The sequence below is a fragment of the Streptomyces sp. NPDC058812 genome, assembly GCF_042744565.1.
Lineage (GTDB): Bacteria > Actinomycetota > Actinomycetes > Streptomycetales > Streptomycetaceae > Streptomyces > Streptomyces thinghirensis.
The window spans coordinates 225,287-243,963 of record NZ_JBHYOB010000003.1; the positions used below are offsets into that span (position 1 = coordinate 225,287).

The window sequence follows — 18,677 nt, forward strand, 5'->3', positions numbered from 1 at the left end:
ACACGAAGACGCCGACTCGGCACACCTCACGAATCCTGGAAGGGACGACTCTCGATGACCACCAACAGCGCGGTGCAGGCCCCGCCGCGAACCGCACCCGGCGCGGGCTTGACCGGGCTCAGGCTCGGGGCCCTCTTCGGCCCCGTGATCTTCGGAGTGACCGCCGCGGGCGTGGCGCTGCCCGACGTCGCCATGGAGATGGAGGTCCGCCCGGCGGTCGCCGGCTGGGTGCTGACGGCGCACGCCCTCGCGCTCGGCGTGGGCACCGCGTTCTTCGGGCGCCTCTCCGAGAAGTGGGGCGTGCGCAACACCCTCCTCACCGGGGCCCTGTTCCTCGCCGTGGGCGCGGTGCTGTGCCTGGTCGCCCAGGACTTCGGCACCTTGATCGCCGGCCGGTTCGTGCAGGCGGCGGGCTCCGGCGCCATGACCTCCAGCGCCCTCACGCTCGCCTCGGGAGCGGCGCCCGAGCTCCGGGCGAAGATCCTGGCCATCTTCGGCGCCTCCATGGCCCTTTTCTCCTCCACCGCCACCCTCATGGGCGGCATGGTGACGGACTGGCTGGACTGGCGGCTGACCCTGGTGCTGCCGGCGCTCTCGCTGCTGCTGGTGCCCTTCTGCCTGGAGCTCGCGGCCTCCCGCCCGGGCTACGGCAAGGCCGTCGACGTGACCGGCGGCGTCCTGCTGGGCGCCGGCGCGACCTCCCTGCTGCTCCTCATCCAGGCATCCTCCCTCGATCTCGACACCCCGCTGGTGATCGGGCTGGCGGTGCTCCTCGTGGTGTCGGTGGCCGGCCTGCTGACGCGGATCGGCAAGCGGCCCGACGGGTTCCTCCCGCGTGAACTGGCCACCGACCGGACCTTCCTGACCTCGGCGATGATCGGCGTGGGCGGTTACGCCGGCCTGTTCGCCGCGATGTACGCGGTGCCGCAGATCCTCACCGTGCAGTACGGCTGGGGTGTGTTCAAGATCGGCGCCTGGCTGCTCCCGGGCGCGGTCGTCGGCGCCGTGGCCGCCCGCGTGGCCAGCAAGCTCACCGCCGGCAAGGGCGGCAGTCTGCTGCTCGCCGGTACCGCCGTCAGTTGCGCGGTGTTCCTCGGCGTCGTCGGCCTCGTCGACGGCGGCATCGTCGTCATGCTCATCGGCACCTCCATGGGCATGGCGACGTTCGCCGCCACTCAGGTGCTCACCACCGCCGTGCTCTCCAGCCGCCTCGCGCCCGCACAGCGCGGTGGCGCCATGGGCGTGCTCAACCTGCTGTTCTTCGTGGGCGGCGGCATCGGCTCGGCCGCGGCCGGGGCCCTCTCCGAGCACATGGACCTCACCAGCGCGCTCGCCGTCGTCGCGGCGCTCCCGCTGCTGGCCGGTCTGATCGCCCTGACGCTCCCGCCCGCCCGGGCGCAGCAGGAGGCCTGACGCCTACGGCGCGGAGGTGAGAACCACGAGAACGCCCCTCCCCCTGTTCCTGTCCATCGAGGAGCAGCGGGAGGGGCGTTGCCGTGAGCCGGTTCAGTGGGCCGGGACGCCCAGATCGACGTCGCTCAGGTCCAGCCAGAGGGACAGGATCCGGCGGAGCCCGTCGCGTTCCGTGCGGAGCAGGTCGTTCTCCAGCCGCAGTTGCTCCAGCGGGTCGGCCGTGACGGTGTTCGGCGAGGTGCGCGAGAGCAGCGCGAGGCCGGCCGGACGGCGGCCCTGGTGGCCGTCCGGGCGAGGGGCGGCGTAGGCCGGCGGGCCCGAGGGAGGCGAGCCCGCCGAGGAGAGCCGCCCCACCAGGATCGACTGGTGCAGGGCGTGCAGGTCCCGCGCCGGCTCGATGCCGAGGTCCTCGGAGAACCGCGCCCTGACGGCGCGGAAGGTCTTCAGGGCGTCCGCCTGGCGGCCCGAGTGGTAGAGCGCCAGCATCAGTTGGGCGCAGGCGCGCTCCCGGAAGGGGTTCTCGGAGACGAAGCCGGTCAGATCGCCGATGATCCGCTGGTGGTGCCCCAGCTTCAGCGCCACGTCGAAGTACTCCTCCCGCACGGTCAGCCGGTCCTCGTGCAGCCTGACGACGAGCGCGCCCAGCGCCGGGCTGTCGAGGCCGGCCGCGACCGGTCCGCGCCACAGCGCGAGCGCCGACTTCAGCAGCCTCTCGGCGCGCTCCAACTGGTCCTCGCGGACCATGGCCCGCCCCTGGGAGACGAGCCGCTCGAACGTGAACAGGTCCACGGCGTCCTCGCCGTGGACGCTGATCCGGTAGCAGGAGGGGTGCGTCTCGATCACACTGTCGCGCTCGCCGCCCCTGAGCAGGCGGCGGAGGCCGGAGACGCAGATGCGGATCTGTCCGTGGGCGGACGCGGGCGGCTTGTCGTCCCACATGACGTCGACGAGCCGGTCGAGGCTGACCATCTGATTCGGCTGCAGAAGCAGCGCGGCGAGTAATTTCTGCCTGCGGATACCGCTTATTTCTATTCGCTCCCCGCCGTTCGTCACGAGTAGCGGGCCAAGTATGTGGAACACGTGGTCGGCGCACATATCTATACCCCCGGTAATGATGTGCGAGAAAATGACGCACGGGCGCGTGAAGATCCGTAACCGCGCCAATGCAGTTGCCATCGGCATCACGTGAATGTCGATGGCAACTGTCGTCGGCGGCACAGGACTACGGTCGTGCGAGATGTTTCCTGGACCTCTGAAGAACCCTACTCGTAAACGTAGAACTTGGTGTGATCGAGCAGATCGGCCGGTGTCATCGTGTACCAGGGCGCGAGCTTGGTGTGCAGCGAGGGCACATCCGGGTGCTCTTCCACCGGAAGGTACTGGGGAACGTCCGGGTGCTGCTTCTGCCAGATCGACCAGGCCTTGTCGAGGAAGGAGTGGTGCATGAAGAAGATGGGGTCGTTCGGCGACCCGATGTACAGCATGTGGCCGCCCACCCAGGTGTGGCCGGCGCCGTGCAGCTTGCCCAGGTTGGCCTCGTGGGGGAACTTCGCGTACCCCTCCAGATGGTTGCGCAGGGACTGCGTCTCGGTGCCGTACCCCGAGGTGTAGTTGTAGGGCGGCGTGTCGTACGTCGGGAGGGCGAGGGTGTCCTCCAGCTCCTTCGTCGTCGGCAGGACGGGGTTCGTGGTGCCGAAGTCGCGGACCAGGTAGTCCCGGTCGTCCGCGGTGTAGTTGCCGTTGAACGCCGGGTGCTCGTCGCCGACCGGGACGACGCTGACGTTCAGCTTCCAGCCGTTGCAGCGGGCGAACGGGCCGGTCATGACCCTGCCGTCGCCGGGCCGGCCGTTGCCGCCCATGAAGTCGTCGGCCCACAGGGGCGAGTCGGGGCTCTGGTCCTTGGTCCAGTCCCAGTACGGGATGGTGACGGTGGGGTCGTACCGCTGCATCGCCCGCTCCAGGACCAGCAGGTACTGGCGGTGCCACGGGAACAGGCCCGGGCCCATGTGACCCCAGCGCTTGCCGACGCCACCGTCCTTGTCCAGATAGTCGCCCGAGTTGATCTTTATGTGTATCCGGACCAGCTCGTCGTAGACGCCTGTCTCCTTGACCCGCAGCAGCGCGCGGATGAAGCGTCTCTTCTCCGTGGCGGTCATGTCGAGGTGGTTCTTGCGAACGGGAACCATGGGCTTCTTCCTTCTCGGTTCTCTCGCGTCCGGGTCAGGCATGGTGGTGACCGCCGGAAGGCAGCAGGTTCGCCCCCCGCAGCTCGTCGACGGCCTGGCGGCCGGCGGCCAGCGGGGTGGCCTCGAACCGGTAGTGGCACATCGAGCTGAGGTACGCGCCCTCGCCCAGCTTCATCAGGTGCAGTTCCCGGCCGTCTATCCGCACCTTCTCGGTGCTCTTCGACACGGTGATCGTGCGGCCCTTGTACTGCTCGGTGTACAGGTCCCCCGACTCTTCCCCGGCCGCCCGGGGGACGGCCGCGTCGTCGTGCGAGGCGGCCCAGGTGTTGCCCGCGTGGATGACGGCGGCGGGCGCCGCCGCGACCGCGACGGCGCCCGCCATGCCCTTCATCACGTCACGTCGTTTCACTGCTGTCCTCCTGATTGAACAAACCACCAAACAGTGGTAAGCGTCTCGGCCAGCCTTGCAATGGGATGTATCGGCGGGATATCGCGCCGGTGGTACCGCGTCCGCGGGTGCGCCGCGCGGCTCTTCGCGAGATCAGGCCTGCCGGGGACGCGGCGCGATGTTGTGGTTGAACCGGAAGAGGTTGTCCGGATCGACGCGGGTCTTGATCTCGGCCAGCCGGGCGAAGGTGGCCGGTTCGTAGCCGCTCTCGGTGAGGTCCGCCGCGTCGGGACTGGCCAGGAAGTTGAGGTAGCGGCGCCCGGTGCCCCACGCCGCCATGCCGTCCACCACCAGAGGGGGCCGGTTGTCGGGCAGCGAGAGGGTCGACAGCGCGAAGGCGGCCTCCCGGTGGTCGACGGCGTTGGGCGTCTTCGGCGGCCGGCCGACCGCGCCGCCCAGCTGCCGCAGCTCCACGGCCAGGTCGATGCAGTCGGCGCCCGGGCCGGCCAGCTCCAGCAGCGCGCGCACGGCCGCCTCGTCCAGCTCGCGGAGCATCAGCGACCGCTCGCTGTAGGGGATCGGCTCGGTGGGGTCGTTGTGGATCTCGCCGCACCTCGTGTACGGCATGTCGGCCAACGTGTCGACGACCAGCGGACCGGCGGCGCGCAGCGGCCCGACCAGCCTGTCGCCGTCCTCGGCCGAGCCCAGGTAGGCGATCCGGACGTGCACGGTCAGCCGGCCGCGCAGGAAGGGCGGGATCGCCTCGACGTCCGGCAGCCGCAGCAGCGCCAGCGAGGAGGTGAGGTCCTCCGGCACGGTCGCGGCCCACTCGCGCCAGGCGTGCAGCACCTCCGCGGCGGCCTCGCCGGCGAAGAACAGCCCGCCGCCGTACAGCCGCTCCACCGGGACGAGACCGAACTCCAGGGCGGTGACGACGCCGAAGTTGCCCTTGCCGCCGCGCGCGGCCCAGAAGAGGTCGGTGTCCTGGTCGGCGGTGGCCCGGTGCGACTGTCCGTCGGGCGTGACGATCTCCAGGGCCGTGACATGGTCGGCGGCGTAGCCGTACTTGCGGGCCATCAGCCCGAGGCCGCCGCCGAGCGTGTAGCCGATCACCCCGGTCAGCGGGGACGAGCCGTTGAGCGGGGCGAGGCCGTGCTCGGCGGCCGCCTCGACCACCTCGAACCACTGCGTGCCCCCCTCGACCCGGGCCGTCCGCGCGGCCGGGTCGACGCGCACGCCGCGCATCCTGCGGGTACTGATCAGCAGTCCGCCGTCCGCCGCGGTGGACGGGCCGTGGCCGGTGGCCTGGACGGCGATCGGCATCCCGCGCGCGGCGGCGAAGGACACGGCCTCGCGCACGTCATCGGCCCCCGCCACGACCGCCATCAGGTCCGGAGAGTGCTCGGAGATCTGGTTGAACCCGTCCAGCTCCGGGGCGAAGTCATCGTCTCCCGGCCGCAGGACCCGGCCCCGGAGCCGTTCGGACAGCTCCCCCGCGGCCGGCTTCTCGATGCTCTTGCCTGTCGTCATCCTCAGTCCTCCCGGACCCGGTTGTGTGGCGGGACGGAAAGGACTCTGCCAAGCGCGGGGGCCGCGTCCCACCCCCCGTTTGAGGAGGATGCGGCGACCGGCCGCCGGGCCGGGCCCGGCGGCCGTCACCGTTACGGGACGGAGGCGGCCCCGTCGAGGATCCGGTGCCCTGCGGGCATCTCACCGCGCATCGCCGCGCCGAGTTCTTCCAGGTCCTCGTGGACGAGCGCCTGGGGCCCGTCGCACAGCGCGGTCGCCGGGTCGGGGTGCACGTCGACGATGATCCCGTCGGCGCCGACGGCCAGCGCCGCCCGGGTCAGGGGAAGCACGAGGTCGCGCCGCCCGCCCGAGTGCGAGGGGTCGACGATGACGGGTAGGTGCGACAGCCGCTGGACGATGGGCACGGCGGAGATGTCCAGGGTGTTGCGCGTGGCCGTCTCGAACGTACGGATGCCGCGTTCGCACAGCACGATGTCGAGATTGCCGCGCTGCGCGACGTACTCGGCGGCCATCAGCCACTCCTCGATGGTTCCGGACATCCCCCGCTTGAGCATGACCGGCTTGTCCACGTCGCCGACGGCCTGCAGCAGCGCGAAGTTCTGCGCGTTGCGGGTGCCGATCTGCAGCATGTCGGCGTACGAGGCGACCAGTTCGACGTCGTGGGCGTCGACCACCTCGGTGACGACGGGCAGGCCGGTCTCGGCGCGCACGTCGGCGAGGATCTTCAGCCCGGCCTCGCCCAGGCCCTGGAAGGCGTAGGGGGAGGTCCTGGGCTTGAAGGCACCGCCCCGCAGGACGGTCGCGCCGGCCGCCCGGGCCATCAGCGCCGCCCGCAGCGTCTGCTCCGGCGTCTCCACCGCGCAGGGCCCGGCGATCAGCGTCGGCGCGCCGGGGCCGATCGGCGCCCCGCCCACCCGGACCACCGAGCGGTCCGGGTGGCTCTCCCTGCTGATCAGCTTGTACGGCACCGAGATGCGCACCACCTCGGCGACCCCGCGCAGGGCGCCGAGACTGAGCGTGCCGAACTGCTCGATGTCGCCGACCAGTCCGACGACGGTGCGGCTCGTCCCGCGGCTGACGAAGGCCTCGCCGCCCGCCGACTCGACCCGCGCGACGACCGCGGCGACGTCCGACGCCGTGGCCTGTGGCGCCATCACGATCACCATGTCTCAACCCCGGACAACGGCCTGCCCCCAGTCCTCGTCGGGCCCGAACAGTTTGCGCGGCTTCATGGCGTCCAGTCGCTCCGCCAGCAGCGCGGTCGGCACCAGCGTGCCCTCGGGCACGGCGCCGGCCGCACAGGGCACCCCGAGTTCCGCCTCGACGGACGCGGCGAGCGACGCGGCGGCCTCTTCGCCGTCCCGGCCGGGCGCCTCGAACTCGACTACCAGACGGTCCCGTTCGGCCCTGGCCCGCCAGAACAGCACGCCATGGGAGGCGGGAAGCCGGTAGACCATCTCCTCCACCTGGATCTGTCCGAGACGCCGCCCGGCGACCGTGTAGCCCTGGCCGAGCCGGCCCATGACCCGCACGGTGGGGAGCTGCCACCCGCAGGGGCAGTCCTCGTACCGCAGTTCCACCAGGTCCTCGAGGTTGTAGCGCACCAGCGGCATCGCCTCGCGGTACAGCGGGGTGATGACCAGCTGCCCGGCGCCCTCGGTGGTGATCTGCCCGGTCTGCGGGTCGTAGATCTCCGGCAGCACCCGGTCGGCCCAGAAGTGCATCCGGCCGTACGGGCAGTCGCTGCCCAGCGGGCCGACCTCGGTGCAGCCGTACTCCTCGATGACCGGGGCACCCCAGATCTCCTCGATCCGGCGGCGGCGCGCGTTGCTCATGGGTTCGCCCGCCACGTACAGCGCCCGCAGCGACTTGAAGGAATCGGCGGGGTAGCCGGCGGCCTTGGCCGCCGCGACCCACAGCAGGCTCTCGCTCGGCGTCGACCAGGTCAGCGTCACCTCCAGGTCGCGCAGCACGCGCACGACCCGCGAGTAGGGCACCGCGAGCGAGCGGCAGTCGCCGGGGACGACGGTCGCGCCGCCGCGCATGGCGGCCCAGTGGGCCATGTGCCCGGCGAGCACCAGCCCGTAGGGGATGCGCACCAGCATGGTGTCCTCGGGACCGAGCGGGACGGTCTTGCGGACGAACCGGTCGGCCAGGTCGGTCCACTCCGCCTCGGTGAAATAGGCGGGGGTCGGGTTGCCGGTGCTGCCGCTGGACTCGTGGTAGGAGGCCAGGCGCTCCCTGGGCACGGCGAGCATGCCGAAGGGGTAGCTGTCGCGCAGGTCCGGCTTACCGGTGAGGCCCACCGCGGACAGCTCCTGCCCGGCCTCCAGGCGCTCGGCGTAGAACGGCGAGTCGAGAGCGTGCCGCAGCGTCGGCCCGATGCGCTCCTGCTGGAGCGCCCGCAGTTCGTCGAAGGACTTCCAGTCGCCGATGGCCGGCAGCGCGCCGGGCGCCGGGCCGGATGCGGCCGCTTCGGCGTTCAGGGCGACGGTCACGGGTTCCCTCCCGCGCGGGCGGCCTCGGTGATGGCGCCGGAGGCGATCATCTCCACGACCGCGGTGATGTCGCAGTCCATCTGCCGGTCCTTGGCGGCGAAGGGGACCTCCTTGCGGACGCGTGCGTGCACGGCCCTGGTGCGCGGGCTCATCTCGTCGACGCCGCGCAACTCGACGGCCTGGCAGGCGGCGAGGAGATGGATGGCCGCGACCTCACGGGTCAGTTCGATCACGTTGCGCGCGTCGCGCGCCGCGATCGGGGCCATGCTGACCTTGTCCTGGTTGTGGGCCTCGGTGGAGCGGGAGAACGTGGAGGCCGGACCCGCGTGCTTGAGCGCCTCGGCGGTGAGCGACGAGCACGCGATCTGCATGCCCTTGAAGCCGTGCTGGAGCCCGGCCTCGGTGTCGTCGTCGTCCACCCGGGCGATCAGGTTCGGGGTGAGGCCGTTGTTGAACTTCTCGTCGACCAGGAGCGCGAGCTGCCGGTCGAGCAGGTCGGCGACGCCGGCGACGGCCGTCTTCAGCGAGTCCATCGCGGTGACGACGTGCCCGCCGTAGAAGTTGCCGCCGCTGTACACGGCGCCCGTGGAGGGGTCGAACAGCGGATTGTCGCTGGAGGAGTTGATCTCCACCGTCATCCAGGTGCGGACCCAGTCGAGCATGTCCCGCAGCACGCCGTTGACGTGCGGGGCACAGCGCAGCGAGTAGCGGTCCTGGATGCTGCGGGCGAGCTTCTGGTAGTGCCGGCCGTCCAGCGGGACGTTCAGGTCGACGACCTGGTCGTACGTCATCGCCAGCGAGGAGCCCTCGAGCATCTCGTGGATGAACGCGGCGCTGGCGCGCTGGCCGCTGTGCGGCTTCTCGTTGTGGATGAACGGCGCGTAGTGGCCCCGGTTGCCGAGCATCCCCTCGCCGGCCAGCGCGGTGCAGATGTCGGCGACGTCGGCGAGTTCGGCCGCCGCCTCGGTGTTCAGGACGGCGAACGCCGAACTGAAGGAGGTGCCGTTGATCAGCGCCAGTCCGTCCTTGGCCTCCAGCGTCACCGGTTCGAGGCCCAGCTCGGCCAGCACCTCCGCGGTCTGGCGGGTCTCGCCGCGGTGGCGCACCTTGCCCTGGCCCGTCAGGGCGTTGGCGAGGTAGCAGAGCGGGACCAGGTCGCCGCTGGCGCCGACCGAGCCGCGCTCGGGGACGGCCGGCAGGATGTCGTACCGGAGGAAGTCCAGCAGCAGGTCCACGACGGGGAGGCTGACGCCGGAGTTGCCCCGGGCCAGGCAGTTGGCGCGGATCAGCACGGTGGCGCGCACGACCTCGTCGGAGGCCAGCGGGCCGGTTCCGTTCAGGTGGTAGCGGATCAGCTCGTTCTGCAGTCGTCCGGTCTTCTCCGGTGATATCTGCCGGTTGACGCTGTCACCGAAGCCCGTCGTCACCCCGTAAATGGGCTTGCCGGTCGCGAGGATCTCCAGCTTCAGGTTCCGGGAGGCGTTCATCGCCCGCAACGCGTCCTCGGAGACCGCGAATTCCGAACCTTCGCGGGATGCGGCGGCCACGGTCTGGGCGATGCTCAGGCCGTGCCCGTCAATCTTCATGGTCGTCACTTTGTGGACACCTTTCTCGCCGGTTGCCCACGAGTCTTGACCGCTGATGTTTCCCGTCGATATCGGAAAGGCGCCGCACGCGATATGCGGATGAGACGCCGAAGATACCCGGCCTCTTCAGGGTTGATCCAAGACCGGCACGGAGAAATGAGGAACCCCCATGATCTCCAATGGCGCGTTCGGCAGGCGGCTTCGCCTGCGGCGCCTCTACCGAAACGATTCCGAACGGCTGCTGATCGTGCCGATGGACCATTCGGTGAGCCAGGGACCGATCACCGGCGGCGAAGGACTCGACGCACTCGTGGGCCGGCTGGCCACCAACCGGGTGGACGCGATCGTCCTGCACAAGGGCAGCCTCCGGCACGTCGACCCCGCCTGGTTCGGCAGCACCTCGCTCATCGTCCATCTGAGCGCCAGCACCGTGCACGCTCCCGACCCGGACGCCAAGTACCTGGTGGCCGGCGTCGAGGAGAGCCTGCGGCTGGGCGCGGACGCCGTGAGCGTGCACGTCAACCTGGGCTCGGACGGCGAGCAGCGGCAGGTGTCCGACCTGGCGGTGGTCGCCGAAGCCTGCGACCGCTGGAACGTACCGCTGCTGGCGATGATGTACCCCCGCGGCCCCAGGATCAGCGATCCGCGCGACCCCGCGCTGGTGGCCCACGCGGTGACCCTGGCCGCCGATCTCGGCGCCGACCTGGTGAAGGCCCCGTACGTCGGCTCGGTGACGGAGATGAAGGAGGTCGTCGCCCTCTCTCCCGTCCCGGTCATCACCGTCGGCGGTCCGCGCAACGACGACGAGGGCCAGGTCCTTGCCCAGGTCGGCGAGGCGCTGAGCGCCGGCGTCGCGGGCGTGGCCATGGGCCGCAACGTTTTCGAGGCGCCCGATCCCGGCGTCATGGCCGGGAAGCTGGCCGACCTCATCCACAGTGAGTGACCTCTAGGAGCCCTGCACATGAAGCTCAGTTGGCTGGACATCCGAGGCGTCGACGAGGCGCGGGACGCCATCGTCCAGGAGGCGCTGCACCAGCGGGTCGACGGCATCGTCGCGGCGGACCCGGCATCCCTGGAGGGCCTGCCCCCGACCGTCACCAAGGTGCTGTTCCCCCGCGGCAAGGCCCTCCCGGAGGACTTCGGCGAGGCCACCGTGGTCATCGTGGACCCCGACTTCCACAAAATCACCCCCGCCGAGCTGAAGCTCGCGCACCCGGGGCTGGAATTCGGCCGGTTCGTGGAGATCGTCGACGCGAAGACGCTGGAGGACGCCTGTCAGTCGGCGCGCACCGAGCAGTGGAGCCTGCTGCTGTTCCGCGACCCGACCAAGATCCCGCTGGAGATCGTCATCGCGGCGTCCGCCGCCTCCCGGGGCAGCCTGATCACGGTGGCGGCCGACGTCGAGGAGGCCGAGATCATCTTCGGCGTGCTGGAGCACGGCTCCGACGGCGTCATGATGGCGCCCCGCAAGGTCGGCGACGCCACCGCGCTGAAGGCCGTGGTCAACGCCGAGACCCCCGACCTGGTCCTGACCGAGCTGGAGGTCGTCGGCACGGAGCACGTCGGCATGGGCGAGCGCGCCTGCGTCGACACCTGCACCTACTTCCGCGAGGACGAGGGCATCCTGGTCGGATCGCACTCCAAGGGCATGATCCTCTGCGTCAGCGAGACGCACCCGCTGCCGTACATGCCGACCCGCCCGTTCCGGGTGAACGCCGGCGCCATCCACTCGTACACGCTGTCCAAGGACGGCCGGACCAATTACCTCAGCGAGCTGAAGGCCGGCAGCAAGGTCGTGGCGTCCGACGTCGAGGGCCGCACCCGGCTCGTCACCGTCGGCCGGGTCAAGATCGAGACCAGGCCGCTGATCTCGGTGAACGCGGTCTCCACCGACGGCCGCGAGGTCAATCTGATCCTCCAGGACGACTGGCACGTGCGGGTGCTCGGCCCGGGCGGCAAGGTCCTCAACAGCACCGAGCTGAAGCCCGGCGACAAGGTGCTCGGCTTCCTGCCGACGGAGGACCGGCACGTCGGCTACCCGCTCGACGAGTTCTGCCTCGAGACGTGACGTAGTGGACGCGCTCCTGTATGTCCCGGTCCGGGTCGGCGACCTCGACGGCGCGGCGGCCGTCGTGCGTACGGCCCGGCCGGGTGCCGGTACGGAGCGGGTCGGCCTCGCCTTCACCGGCGAGGAACGGCTCCACGCCGCGCTGGGGCCCACCCAGCGGTGGGTCCGGTTGTCCCGGCGCGCACTCCTGGCGCTGCTCGGGCCACTGGGCATCGAGCACGTCCGGATCGACCCGCTCTACGTCGGACCGGAGATGCCGAGGATGCCGGAGGCGGCCGGCCCGCCGACCGTGGACGTCCGCGGGGACGGGCCCGTCCTGACCGGTCCGCGGCGGTACGCGCAGTGGCTCCCGGACGACGTGTGGTGACGGTCGGCTCCGGCCGTCACCACCGGCCCGGGGCCGCCAAGTGGCGTACGGTGGTGCCAGGTTGTGACAGGCAAGGCTGACTCTTCATCCGTAGACCACCCCGGAACGGAGTGCCGGAGATGCCCACTGCTCTCGGTCGCGACGAACTCCTCCTGCGCGCCGGACGAGCGGACAGCCCGCACACGCTGTTCAGCACGCTCGCGACGCAACTGCGCAGGGCGGTCCCGTACGACGCCGCCGTCTGGCGGGCCACCGACCCGGAGACCGGCATGATCACGTCGCCGATCTTCGCGGAGAACATCGAGGATCACAGCTGTGCCGTCTACTGGCAGTACGAGCTGTTCACGGAGAAGATCAACCTGTTCCGGGACCTCGCGCTGGCGCCGGTGCCGGTGGCCAGCCTGTGGGAGACCACGGGGGGCGAGCCCGAGCGCAGCTCCCTGTACCGGGGTTTTCTGGCGCCGCGCGGGGTGCACGACGAGTTGCGGGCCGTGCTGCGGGTGGATGGCCGGCCCCACGGGTACATCAGCCTGTTCCGGGAGAAGGGGCGGGCCGAGTTCTCCACCGGGGAGCGCAGGTTCATGGAGGACCTGGGCACGCCCGTCGCCCGCCTGCTCAGGGCGTACGCCAAACAGCGCCCCGAGCCCTCTGGTGACGCGCTGACCGGCACCGGGCTGCTGCTGTTCGACGCCGAGGGCGCCCTCGTCTCGGTCAACGACGAGGCACGGCGCTATCTGGAGGAGATGCCGCAGGGTCCCGCCTCGCTCACCGCGCTCGGTCTGCGCATACCCCTGTGGGTGCACGGCACCGCGATGCGGGCCAGGGCGATCGCCGAGGAGCGCGGCGGGGACACCGCGCGGATCAGGATGCGCACCCGCACCGGCCGCTGGCTGGTGTGCCACGCGTCCTGCCTGCGCGGGGCCGACGGGCGCCCGGGCGCCTCCGCGGTGATCATCGAACGCGCCCCGGTCTCCGACGTGACGCCGCTCGTCGTGCAGGCCTACGAGCTGTCGGAACGGGAGCTGGAGGTCACCCGGCGAGTGGCGCGCGGCCTGTCCACCAGCGGGATCTCCGAGGAGCTGCACCTGTCGCCGCACACGGTGCGCGACCACATCAAGGCGATCTTCGAGAAGCTGGGCGTCTCCAGCCGCGGCGAGTTGGTGGGCCGGCTGTTCACCGAGTACTACGAGCCGGTGGGTTCGTCCCCCACCGGCCGGCGGAGTTAGGGCTCGGCCCGCCGCCGCGGACCAGGCGGCGGCCGGGGGCCCCGGCGCGCCGGAGGAACCGGCACCACCCGAAGAACCGACCGCACCGCGGCCCCGCGCGGGCCGCCGTCCGAGCGGCCGTGCCCGCGCGCGTCCGCGGCCGTGCGCAGGGCCGGCATGTGCTCGGACCGGCATGTGCTCGGACCGGCCGCGGATCAGCTACCAGGAAGTGAAGATGCCGACCTCACCCATGCCGTACGGCGCCCCGCCGTACGCGCCGCCCCGGGCCGACGGCCCGGAATTCACCGTTCTGCTGGGCCCGGACTACTCGGGCAAGTCGTCGGTGCTGCGCCGTCTCGCCGCCAGCGGTCGCTGGACGGTGGTCACCTGCGACCAGGCGCCGCTCGACACCGATTACGCGCTGATCGGCCGAGCCCGCCGGGAACTGCTGTCCGAGGCGCTGAGGGCACCGGCCGGACGCTACTCGCCGGACATCCTCCTCACCCTGATGCAGCTGGCCGTGGTGCACATGCGCGACCGCGTGACCGGCGCACCGCCCGGACGGCCGGTGATCGTGGACTCCTACTACCTGAAGATCATGGCCAAGTGCACGCTGCTCGGATACGCCAATCCGTCGCTGTTCTCCTGGTGGAGGTCGTTCCCGCAGCCCGGCCGGGTGGTCTACCTCGACGTTCCGTCCGCCGTCGCCTGGGAGCGCAGCGGACGGGGAGATGCGCTGAACCCGATGGAGCACTACGGCGACACACCCACCGAGGAATCGTTCATCCGGTTCCAGGACGATCTGCGCGACATGCTGCGCGCGGAGGTGGCGGGCATGAGGGTGACCACTCTCGAACAGGGCTCCGACATCGACCGTGCCGTAGACGCCGTCGTGCACGCGACGGGACATCGGGCCGGTGTCTGACATGGGAGAAGACCTGTTCCCCGCCTACCGGAAAAGGGTGCTGACCGAGCGGGACGGACTGCGGAAGGCGCTCGGCGACGTGCGGGCGGCACAGGACAGCGCACTGCGGCACCTGCTGAGCGCGAACGCCGACACCGAATTCGGGCGGCGGCACGGCTTCGCCCGCTGCCGGGGTGTCGACGACTTCCGCGCGGCCGTCCCCATCGCCGACTACGAGGCCCTCGGCCCCTGGATGGAGGCCGCCGCGGCCGGCCGGCCGAACGTGCTGAGCGCCGATCCCCCCGTGGTCTTCTTCAAGAGCAGCGGCAGCACCGGCGACAGCAAACGGATACCGGTCACCAGGGAGTTCATGCGGACCTCCTTCTTCCCGCCCTACTACGCGGCCTGGGCGAACATCGTCGAGTACCACCCGGAAGCCGTCCGCAGGCCCGACGCCACGCTCAACCTCAAGCACGACCCCGCGCCCGCCGCGGACGCGACCCGCTCCGGCCACCCTCATCTCGGCGCCAGCCAGGTCGACTTCGGCCGGGCCTTCGGTGAGCGGCTGTCGGCGGAACCGGGCAGCCGCGCTCCCTGGAGCACCCTGCCGTCGTCCGTGGACCCGGCCGATCACCTGGGGCGCGACTACGTACGGCTGCGCGCAGCCATGGCCCACGACGTGCGCTGCGTCATCGGCATCAACCCCGCCGTGGTGGCCGCGCTGCCCCACCAACTGGTCCAGTGGTGGCCGCGCCTGGTCAAGGACGTGTACGACGGCACGGTCGACGGCCGTCCGGGGCCCGCGCCCGACCCGGAGCGCGCCAGGTTCCTGGACCGGCTCGCCGAACGCGCCGGCGCCCCGCTGCCCGCCCACGTCTGGCCGCGCATGGAGCTGCTGTTCTGCTGGACCACCGGACTGGCCTCGCTCTACCTCCCCCGGCTGCGCGAGGCGTTCGGGCCCGGGGTGAGCGCGCTGCCCGCCCCCGCGGCGGCGTCGGAGGGCTTCGTCGCCGTGGCGCTGGACCGGCATCCCACGGCCGGCTCGCCCGCGGTCACCGGCGGGTTGCTGGAGTTCGTCGACGCCGACGAGGAACTGTCGCCCGGCAGCGACACGCTGCTCTGCGACGAACTGGCGACGGGCGGCGAGTACCACGTCGTCCTCAGCCATGTCGGCGGCCTCTACCGGTACGCCCTCGGCGACGTGGTGCGCGTCGTGGACCGGGCCGAGGGCGTGCCCCGGCTCGAGTACGCCGGCCGGCGCACCCTGTCCGACGCCGCCGGCGAGCGGCTGCGCGAGGGGCACGTGGTGAGCGCCCTGCACGGCGCGACGCGTGCCACCGGCCTGGAGATCCGCAACGCCACCTGCCGGGTGACCGGGCGTCCCGCGCGGCCGGGCACGCCGGAGCCCGGCGCGGACGGTCCGCAGCGGTACACCTTCGCCGTGGAGCCGTTCGGCCGCTGGTCGCACAAGGAGACCGAGGCGTTCGCCCGGGCCCTGGACACCGCGCTCGGCGGGCGGTCCGACGGATACCGGGCGGCTCGCGCGAGCGCCCGCCTCGGCGCTCCCGGCCTGCACCGCGTGGCGCCCGGCGGCTTCGCCGCCGACTGGCAGGCCAGGGTCGCCCGGGGCACGCGGCCGGCGCAGGTGAAGGACCGGGTCTTCCAGAACGACGACGCGGCGTGGCGCCGGCTGCTCGGCGCCTGAACGGGCCGCCCGCACCCGCCGGGCGCCGGCAGAGCAGGCGTCCGGCGCCTTCCCGACGCGCGCCCGGCCCCTTCCCCCTCTTCAAGGAGCAAGCGTGGAAACCTTCGACGCGGTCGCCAGGACCTCCCTCCTCACGGCGGCACTGCGGGCCCAGGAGAGCCGGCGCCCGGACCGGTTGTTCCGGGACCCGTTCGCCGCCCGGCTGGCCGGCGTCCTCGGCACCGACCTGTTCGGCCGGATCGGCGACGCCACCCGGCCGAACCGCACCGGCCCCGCGGAGCCCGTACCGAGCACGTTCGCCTACAACGCCGTCAGGACCCGGTACTTCGACGACTTGCTGCTCGCCCGCGTCGCGGAGGCCGACCGCCCCCAGGTCGTGATCGCCGCGGCCGGCATGGACACCCGGGCCCACCGGCTGCCCTGGCCGTGCCCGGTCGACGTCTTCGAAGTCGATCGCACGGACGTCCTCGCGGCCAAGGAATCGGTGCTGCGCGCCGAGCCGGCGCCGCCGCGGGCGACCCGGCACCGGGTCGGCGCCGACCTGCTCGGCCCGGACTGGACCGCCGCGCTCGCCGAGGCCGGCTACGACCCCGGCCGGCCCTCGATCTGGCTGCTCGAAGGATTCCTCTACTACCTCACCCGGGAGCAGGTCGGCCAGGTGCTGTGCCGGGTGCGGGACGCCACCGCGCCCGGCAGCACGGTCGCCGCGGACCTGGTCAGCGCCACGGCCCTCACCGCGCCCGCCGTCGCGCCGCTGCTCGCGGTGTTCGAGAGCTGGGGCTGCCCGTGGCTGTCCGGGCACGACGAGCCGGAGGCGCTCTTCGCCGAGTACGGCGTCGAGGCGACGGTGCTGCAACCCGGTGAGCCCGGCGCCGACTTCGGCCGCTGGCCCGACCCGGTCCCCCCGCGGGACGTTCCCGGGGCCGGGCGCGTCTTCCTCGTCCACGGCCGACGCCTGTGACCGCGCCCCGCCCCAGGGTGCTGATCGCGCCGATCACCGTCACCCCCACCAAGGCACTCGGCCTCAGCCACATCAAGGGGCTGCTGTGGGTGGACGTCATGTTCCGCGCCACGCGGATGCTGGACGACCGCCACGTCGACTACCTCTACAGCAACACGGCGTTCAACGGCACCCGGCAGACCGCCGGCTTCTGGGAGTACCTCGACCGTGTCCACGGCGACGCCGACCTGAGCGCCGTCACCGAGCACGAAGTGGGCCTGCTCTACACGCAGTTCCAGACCCGCGGCGACCCGCCCGGCGACGCGGCCCTGCTGCCGTACGTCCGCGCCGTCGAGCAGACCGGCTGGACCCACCCGGTGAGCCGGCGGCTGCTGGAGCTGTGGCGCGGCCACTTCGCCTGGCTGGGCATGCACGACCCGGGCCTCACCGCCACGCGCCGGCCCGGGCTCGAGTTCGAGGAGACGGTCGAACGGCTCGCCAAGCACGGGCTCTGCCTGGACACGCGCGACGACGGCGGCCCCGTCTACCTGGACGCCACCGCCCAGGGGCTGCCCCTGCGCCCCGCCACGTCCGCCACGGGCCGCCCCAACTACCTGGGCTGCGCCCTGCGGGATCTGCTGCCGGCGGTGGAGGAGTACGACGAGATCGTCCTGCTCCACGACCGCGAGCTGACGGAGGACTACGTCCTGCTGCAGAAACTCCTCGGTGCGCTCGGCGGCGCCCGTGCGCACCGGGTCTGCCTGGACCGGGTTCCGCTGGACGGCGCGGTGCGCTCCAGCCGTCACGGCGTCGCCCACGCGCACACCGTCGCCGGGCTGGCCGGCGCGCTGCGGGACCACGCGTCACCGGAGGCCGTCCGGCTCGGCATGAGGCTGTACTTCGTCGCCGGGCTCGGCAAGGGCGCAAACGGGCAGTCCTACCGCGAGGACCTCCTGCGCCAGACCGTCGGGCGCGCCGCCGGACTGCTCGCCCGCGAGGACCCGCCGCCCGCCCCGGACGCCCTGGAGTTCGTGCGCCGGCAGACCGGCGGGCGGGCCCACGTGGACCCCTACCGGCTCACCTCCGCGCTGCTGCGCAGGCACCGGCGGGTGCCGCTGCGCGCCGTGGCCTCCGCCGTCTACCTCTGACCGCCCGGCAGAAGGGGCACCGCCCGTGTTCACCCAGCAGTACCTCCGGGAGCACGCCGAACGCCGCGTCCGGGCCGCGCACGCCGACTCGGCGCCCGAGCCGGGCCGGACGGCCGTGACGGTCGTGCTGCGGCGCTTCGAGCCCACGACGTTCGCGCGGTCCGCGGTGGCCTACGCCCTCAGCCTGCCGGACACCCTGAGCGAGCCGTGGCTGCGCGCGTACACCCGTACGGTCTTCCTCTCCGGCAACCCCGACAACCTCCGTACGCGATTCGCCTTCCACCACGTCAGCGCGGACGGCGCCATGGCGTGGACGCTGCCCGAGGACACCGGCGAAGTCCCGCCGCTGCGGCGCCTGCTGCGGCTCTTCCCCGCGGCCGCCCTGCCCCCGCTGCCCGCCCGGGTCGGGATACCGCCCCGGGCCGACGCCGGACCGGACGTTCACACGGCACGGCTCGACGTGGTCACCACCCGGGTGTCCCTGGCCGACTACCTCGTGCACGTCCACCACGCCCTGGCCGAGGCGGTCCTGTCCGGGCTGGTCGGCGCGGGCACTGGGGTCGTGCTCCGGCACCTGCCCCGACTCGACCCGGCCGAGGGGCCCTACGCCATGCTGCGCGCCGTCCCCGACCGGGACGCGGCCGACGGCCGGCTGCGCGCCTGCGCGGGCGTCGCCCGGTGCTGCGTTGAAGGCGAGGAAAGCGAAGGGACTTGAGTTCATTAGGAGAGAAATGAGAAG

At 72.0% G+C, this 18,677-nt stretch carries 17 protein-coding genes; 10 read left to right on the forward strand and 7 right to left on the reverse strand.

What is annotated here, in order from left to right; all coding sequences use genetic code 11:
- Nucleotides 1–54 precede the first annotated feature (54 nt).
- Nucleotides 55–1,413, forward strand: coding sequence for a bagremycin/ferroverdin transporter BagJ/FevB (gene bagJ, locus ACFW48_RS07900; protein WP_386311440.1), 1,359 nt, complete (start codon nt 55–57; stop codon nt 1,411–1,413).
- A 93-nt stretch (nt 1,414–1,506) separates the two neighbouring features.
- On the opposite strand, the gene bagI is transcribed toward bagJ, so the two are convergent.
- The 7 genes from bagI to bagA form a co-directional block, all read right to left on the reverse strand.
- On the reverse strand, nt 1,507–2,466 hold the full coding sequence (bagI, locus tag ACFW48_RS07905) for an AfsR/SARP family transcriptional regulator BagI/FevR (RefSeq protein WP_386311442.1): 960 nt from the start codon (nt 2,464–2,466) through the stop codon (nt 1,507–1,509).
- A 209-nt stretch (nt 2,467–2,675) separates the two neighbouring features.
- A complete protein-coding gene (bagH, locus tag ACFW48_RS07910; RefSeq protein ID WP_386311444.1) occupies nt 2,676–3,599 on the reverse strand; it encodes a bagremycin/ferroverdin biosynthesis o-aminophenol oxidase BagH/FevF in 924 nt (307 codons plus the stop codon).
- Nucleotides 3,600–3,633: 34 nt separating this feature from the next.
- The gene (bagZ, locus tag ACFW48_RS07915; RefSeq protein ID WP_386311446.1) at nt 3,634–4,008 is read right to left on the reverse strand and encodes a bagremycin/ferroverdin biosynthesis copper chaperon BagZ/FevE; all 375 of its coding nucleotides are present in this window, start codon (nt 4,006–4,008) and stop codon (nt 3,634–3,636) included.
- A gap of 132 nt (nt 4,009–4,140) precedes the next feature.
- Nucleotides 4,141–5,517: a bagremycin/ferroverdin biosynthesis FAD-dependent oxygenase BagG/FevA2 gene (gene bagG / locus ACFW48_RS07920; RefSeq protein WP_386311448.1), complete on the reverse strand. Its 1,377-nt coding sequence runs from the start codon at nt 5,515–5,517 to the stop codon at nt 4,141–4,143.
- A gap of 131 nt (nt 5,518–5,648) precedes the next feature.
- Complete coding sequence (gene bagF / locus ACFW48_RS07925; RefSeq protein WP_386311450.1) at nt 5,649–6,671, reverse strand: phospho-2-dehydro-3-deoxyheptonate aldolase BagF/FevY; 1,023 nt, start codon at nt 6,669–6,671, stop codon at nt 5,649–5,651.
- 15 nt (nt 6,672–6,686) lie between these two features.
- A complete protein-coding gene (bagE, locus tag ACFW48_RS07930; protein ID WP_386311452.1) occupies nt 6,687–8,015 on the reverse strand; it encodes a bagremycin/ferroverdin synthetase BagE/FevW in 1,329 nt (442 codons plus the stop codon).
- Complete coding sequence (bagA, locus tag ACFW48_RS07935; protein ID WP_386311454.1) at nt 8,012–9,601, reverse strand: bagremycin/ferroverdin biosynthesis tyrosine ammonia-lyase BagA/FevW; 1,590 nt, start codon at nt 9,599–9,601, stop codon at nt 8,012–8,014. Before bagA ends, bagE begins: the two co-directional genes overlap by 4 nt.
- A gap of 169 nt (nt 9,602–9,770) precedes the next feature.
- On the opposite strand from bagA, the gene bagB reads away from it, so the two are divergent.
- The 9 genes from bagB (at nt 9,771) to ACFW48_RS07980 (ending at nt 18,653) form a co-directional block, all read left to right on the forward strand.
- A complete protein-coding gene (gene bagB / locus ACFW48_RS07940; RefSeq protein WP_386311456.1) occupies nt 9,771–10,544 on the forward strand; it encodes a bagremycin/ferroverdin biosynthesis DhnA-type aldolase BagB/FevI in 774 nt (257 codons plus the stop codon).
- Between the two features lie 18 nt (nt 10,545–10,562).
- On the forward strand, nt 10,563–11,669 hold the full coding sequence (bagC, locus tag ACFW48_RS07945; protein ID WP_386311458.1) for a bagremycin/ferroverdin biosynthesis 3,4-AHBA synthase BagC/FevH: 1,107 nt from the start codon (nt 10,563–10,565) through the stop codon (nt 11,667–11,669).
- Nucleotides 11,670–11,673: 4 nt separating this feature from the next.
- Nucleotides 11,674–12,036: an SAV_915 family protein gene (locus ACFW48_RS07950; protein WP_386311460.1), complete on the forward strand. Its 363-nt coding sequence runs from the start codon at nt 11,674–11,676 to the stop codon at nt 12,034–12,036.
- A 119-nt stretch (nt 12,037–12,155) separates the two neighbouring features.
- Nucleotides 12,156–13,262: a LuxR family transcriptional regulator BagY/FevT gene (bagY, locus tag ACFW48_RS07955; protein WP_386311462.1), complete on the forward strand. Its 1,107-nt coding sequence runs from the start codon at nt 12,156–12,158 to the stop codon at nt 13,260–13,262.
- A gap of 214 nt (nt 13,263–13,476) precedes the next feature.
- A complete protein-coding gene (locus ACFW48_RS07960; RefSeq protein WP_386311464.1) occupies nt 13,477–14,166 on the forward strand; it encodes a hypothetical protein in 690 nt (229 codons plus the stop codon).
- A gap of 1 nt (nt 14,167) precedes the next feature.
- Complete coding sequence (locus ACFW48_RS07965; RefSeq protein WP_386311466.1) at nt 14,168–15,850, forward strand: GH3 auxin-responsive promoter family protein; 1,683 nt, start codon at nt 14,168–14,170, stop codon at nt 15,848–15,850.
- A 94-nt stretch (nt 15,851–15,944) separates the two neighbouring features.
- Entirely contained in the window at nt 15,945–16,811 is an 867-nt protein-coding gene (locus ACFW48_RS07970; RefSeq protein ID WP_386311468.1) for a class I SAM-dependent methyltransferase, read from the forward strand.
- Entirely contained in the window at nt 16,808–17,938 is a 1,131-nt protein-coding gene (locus ACFW48_RS07975) for a hypothetical protein (RefSeq protein ID WP_386311470.1), read from the forward strand. Before ACFW48_RS07970 ends, ACFW48_RS07975 begins: the two co-directional genes overlap by 4 nt.
- Nucleotides 17,939–17,963: 25 nt before the next feature.
- Entirely contained in the window at nt 17,964–18,653 is a 690-nt protein-coding gene (locus tag ACFW48_RS07980; protein WP_386311472.1) for a DUF6182 family protein, read from the forward strand.
- The last annotated feature ends 24 nt before the right edge of the window (nt 18,654–18,677 follow it).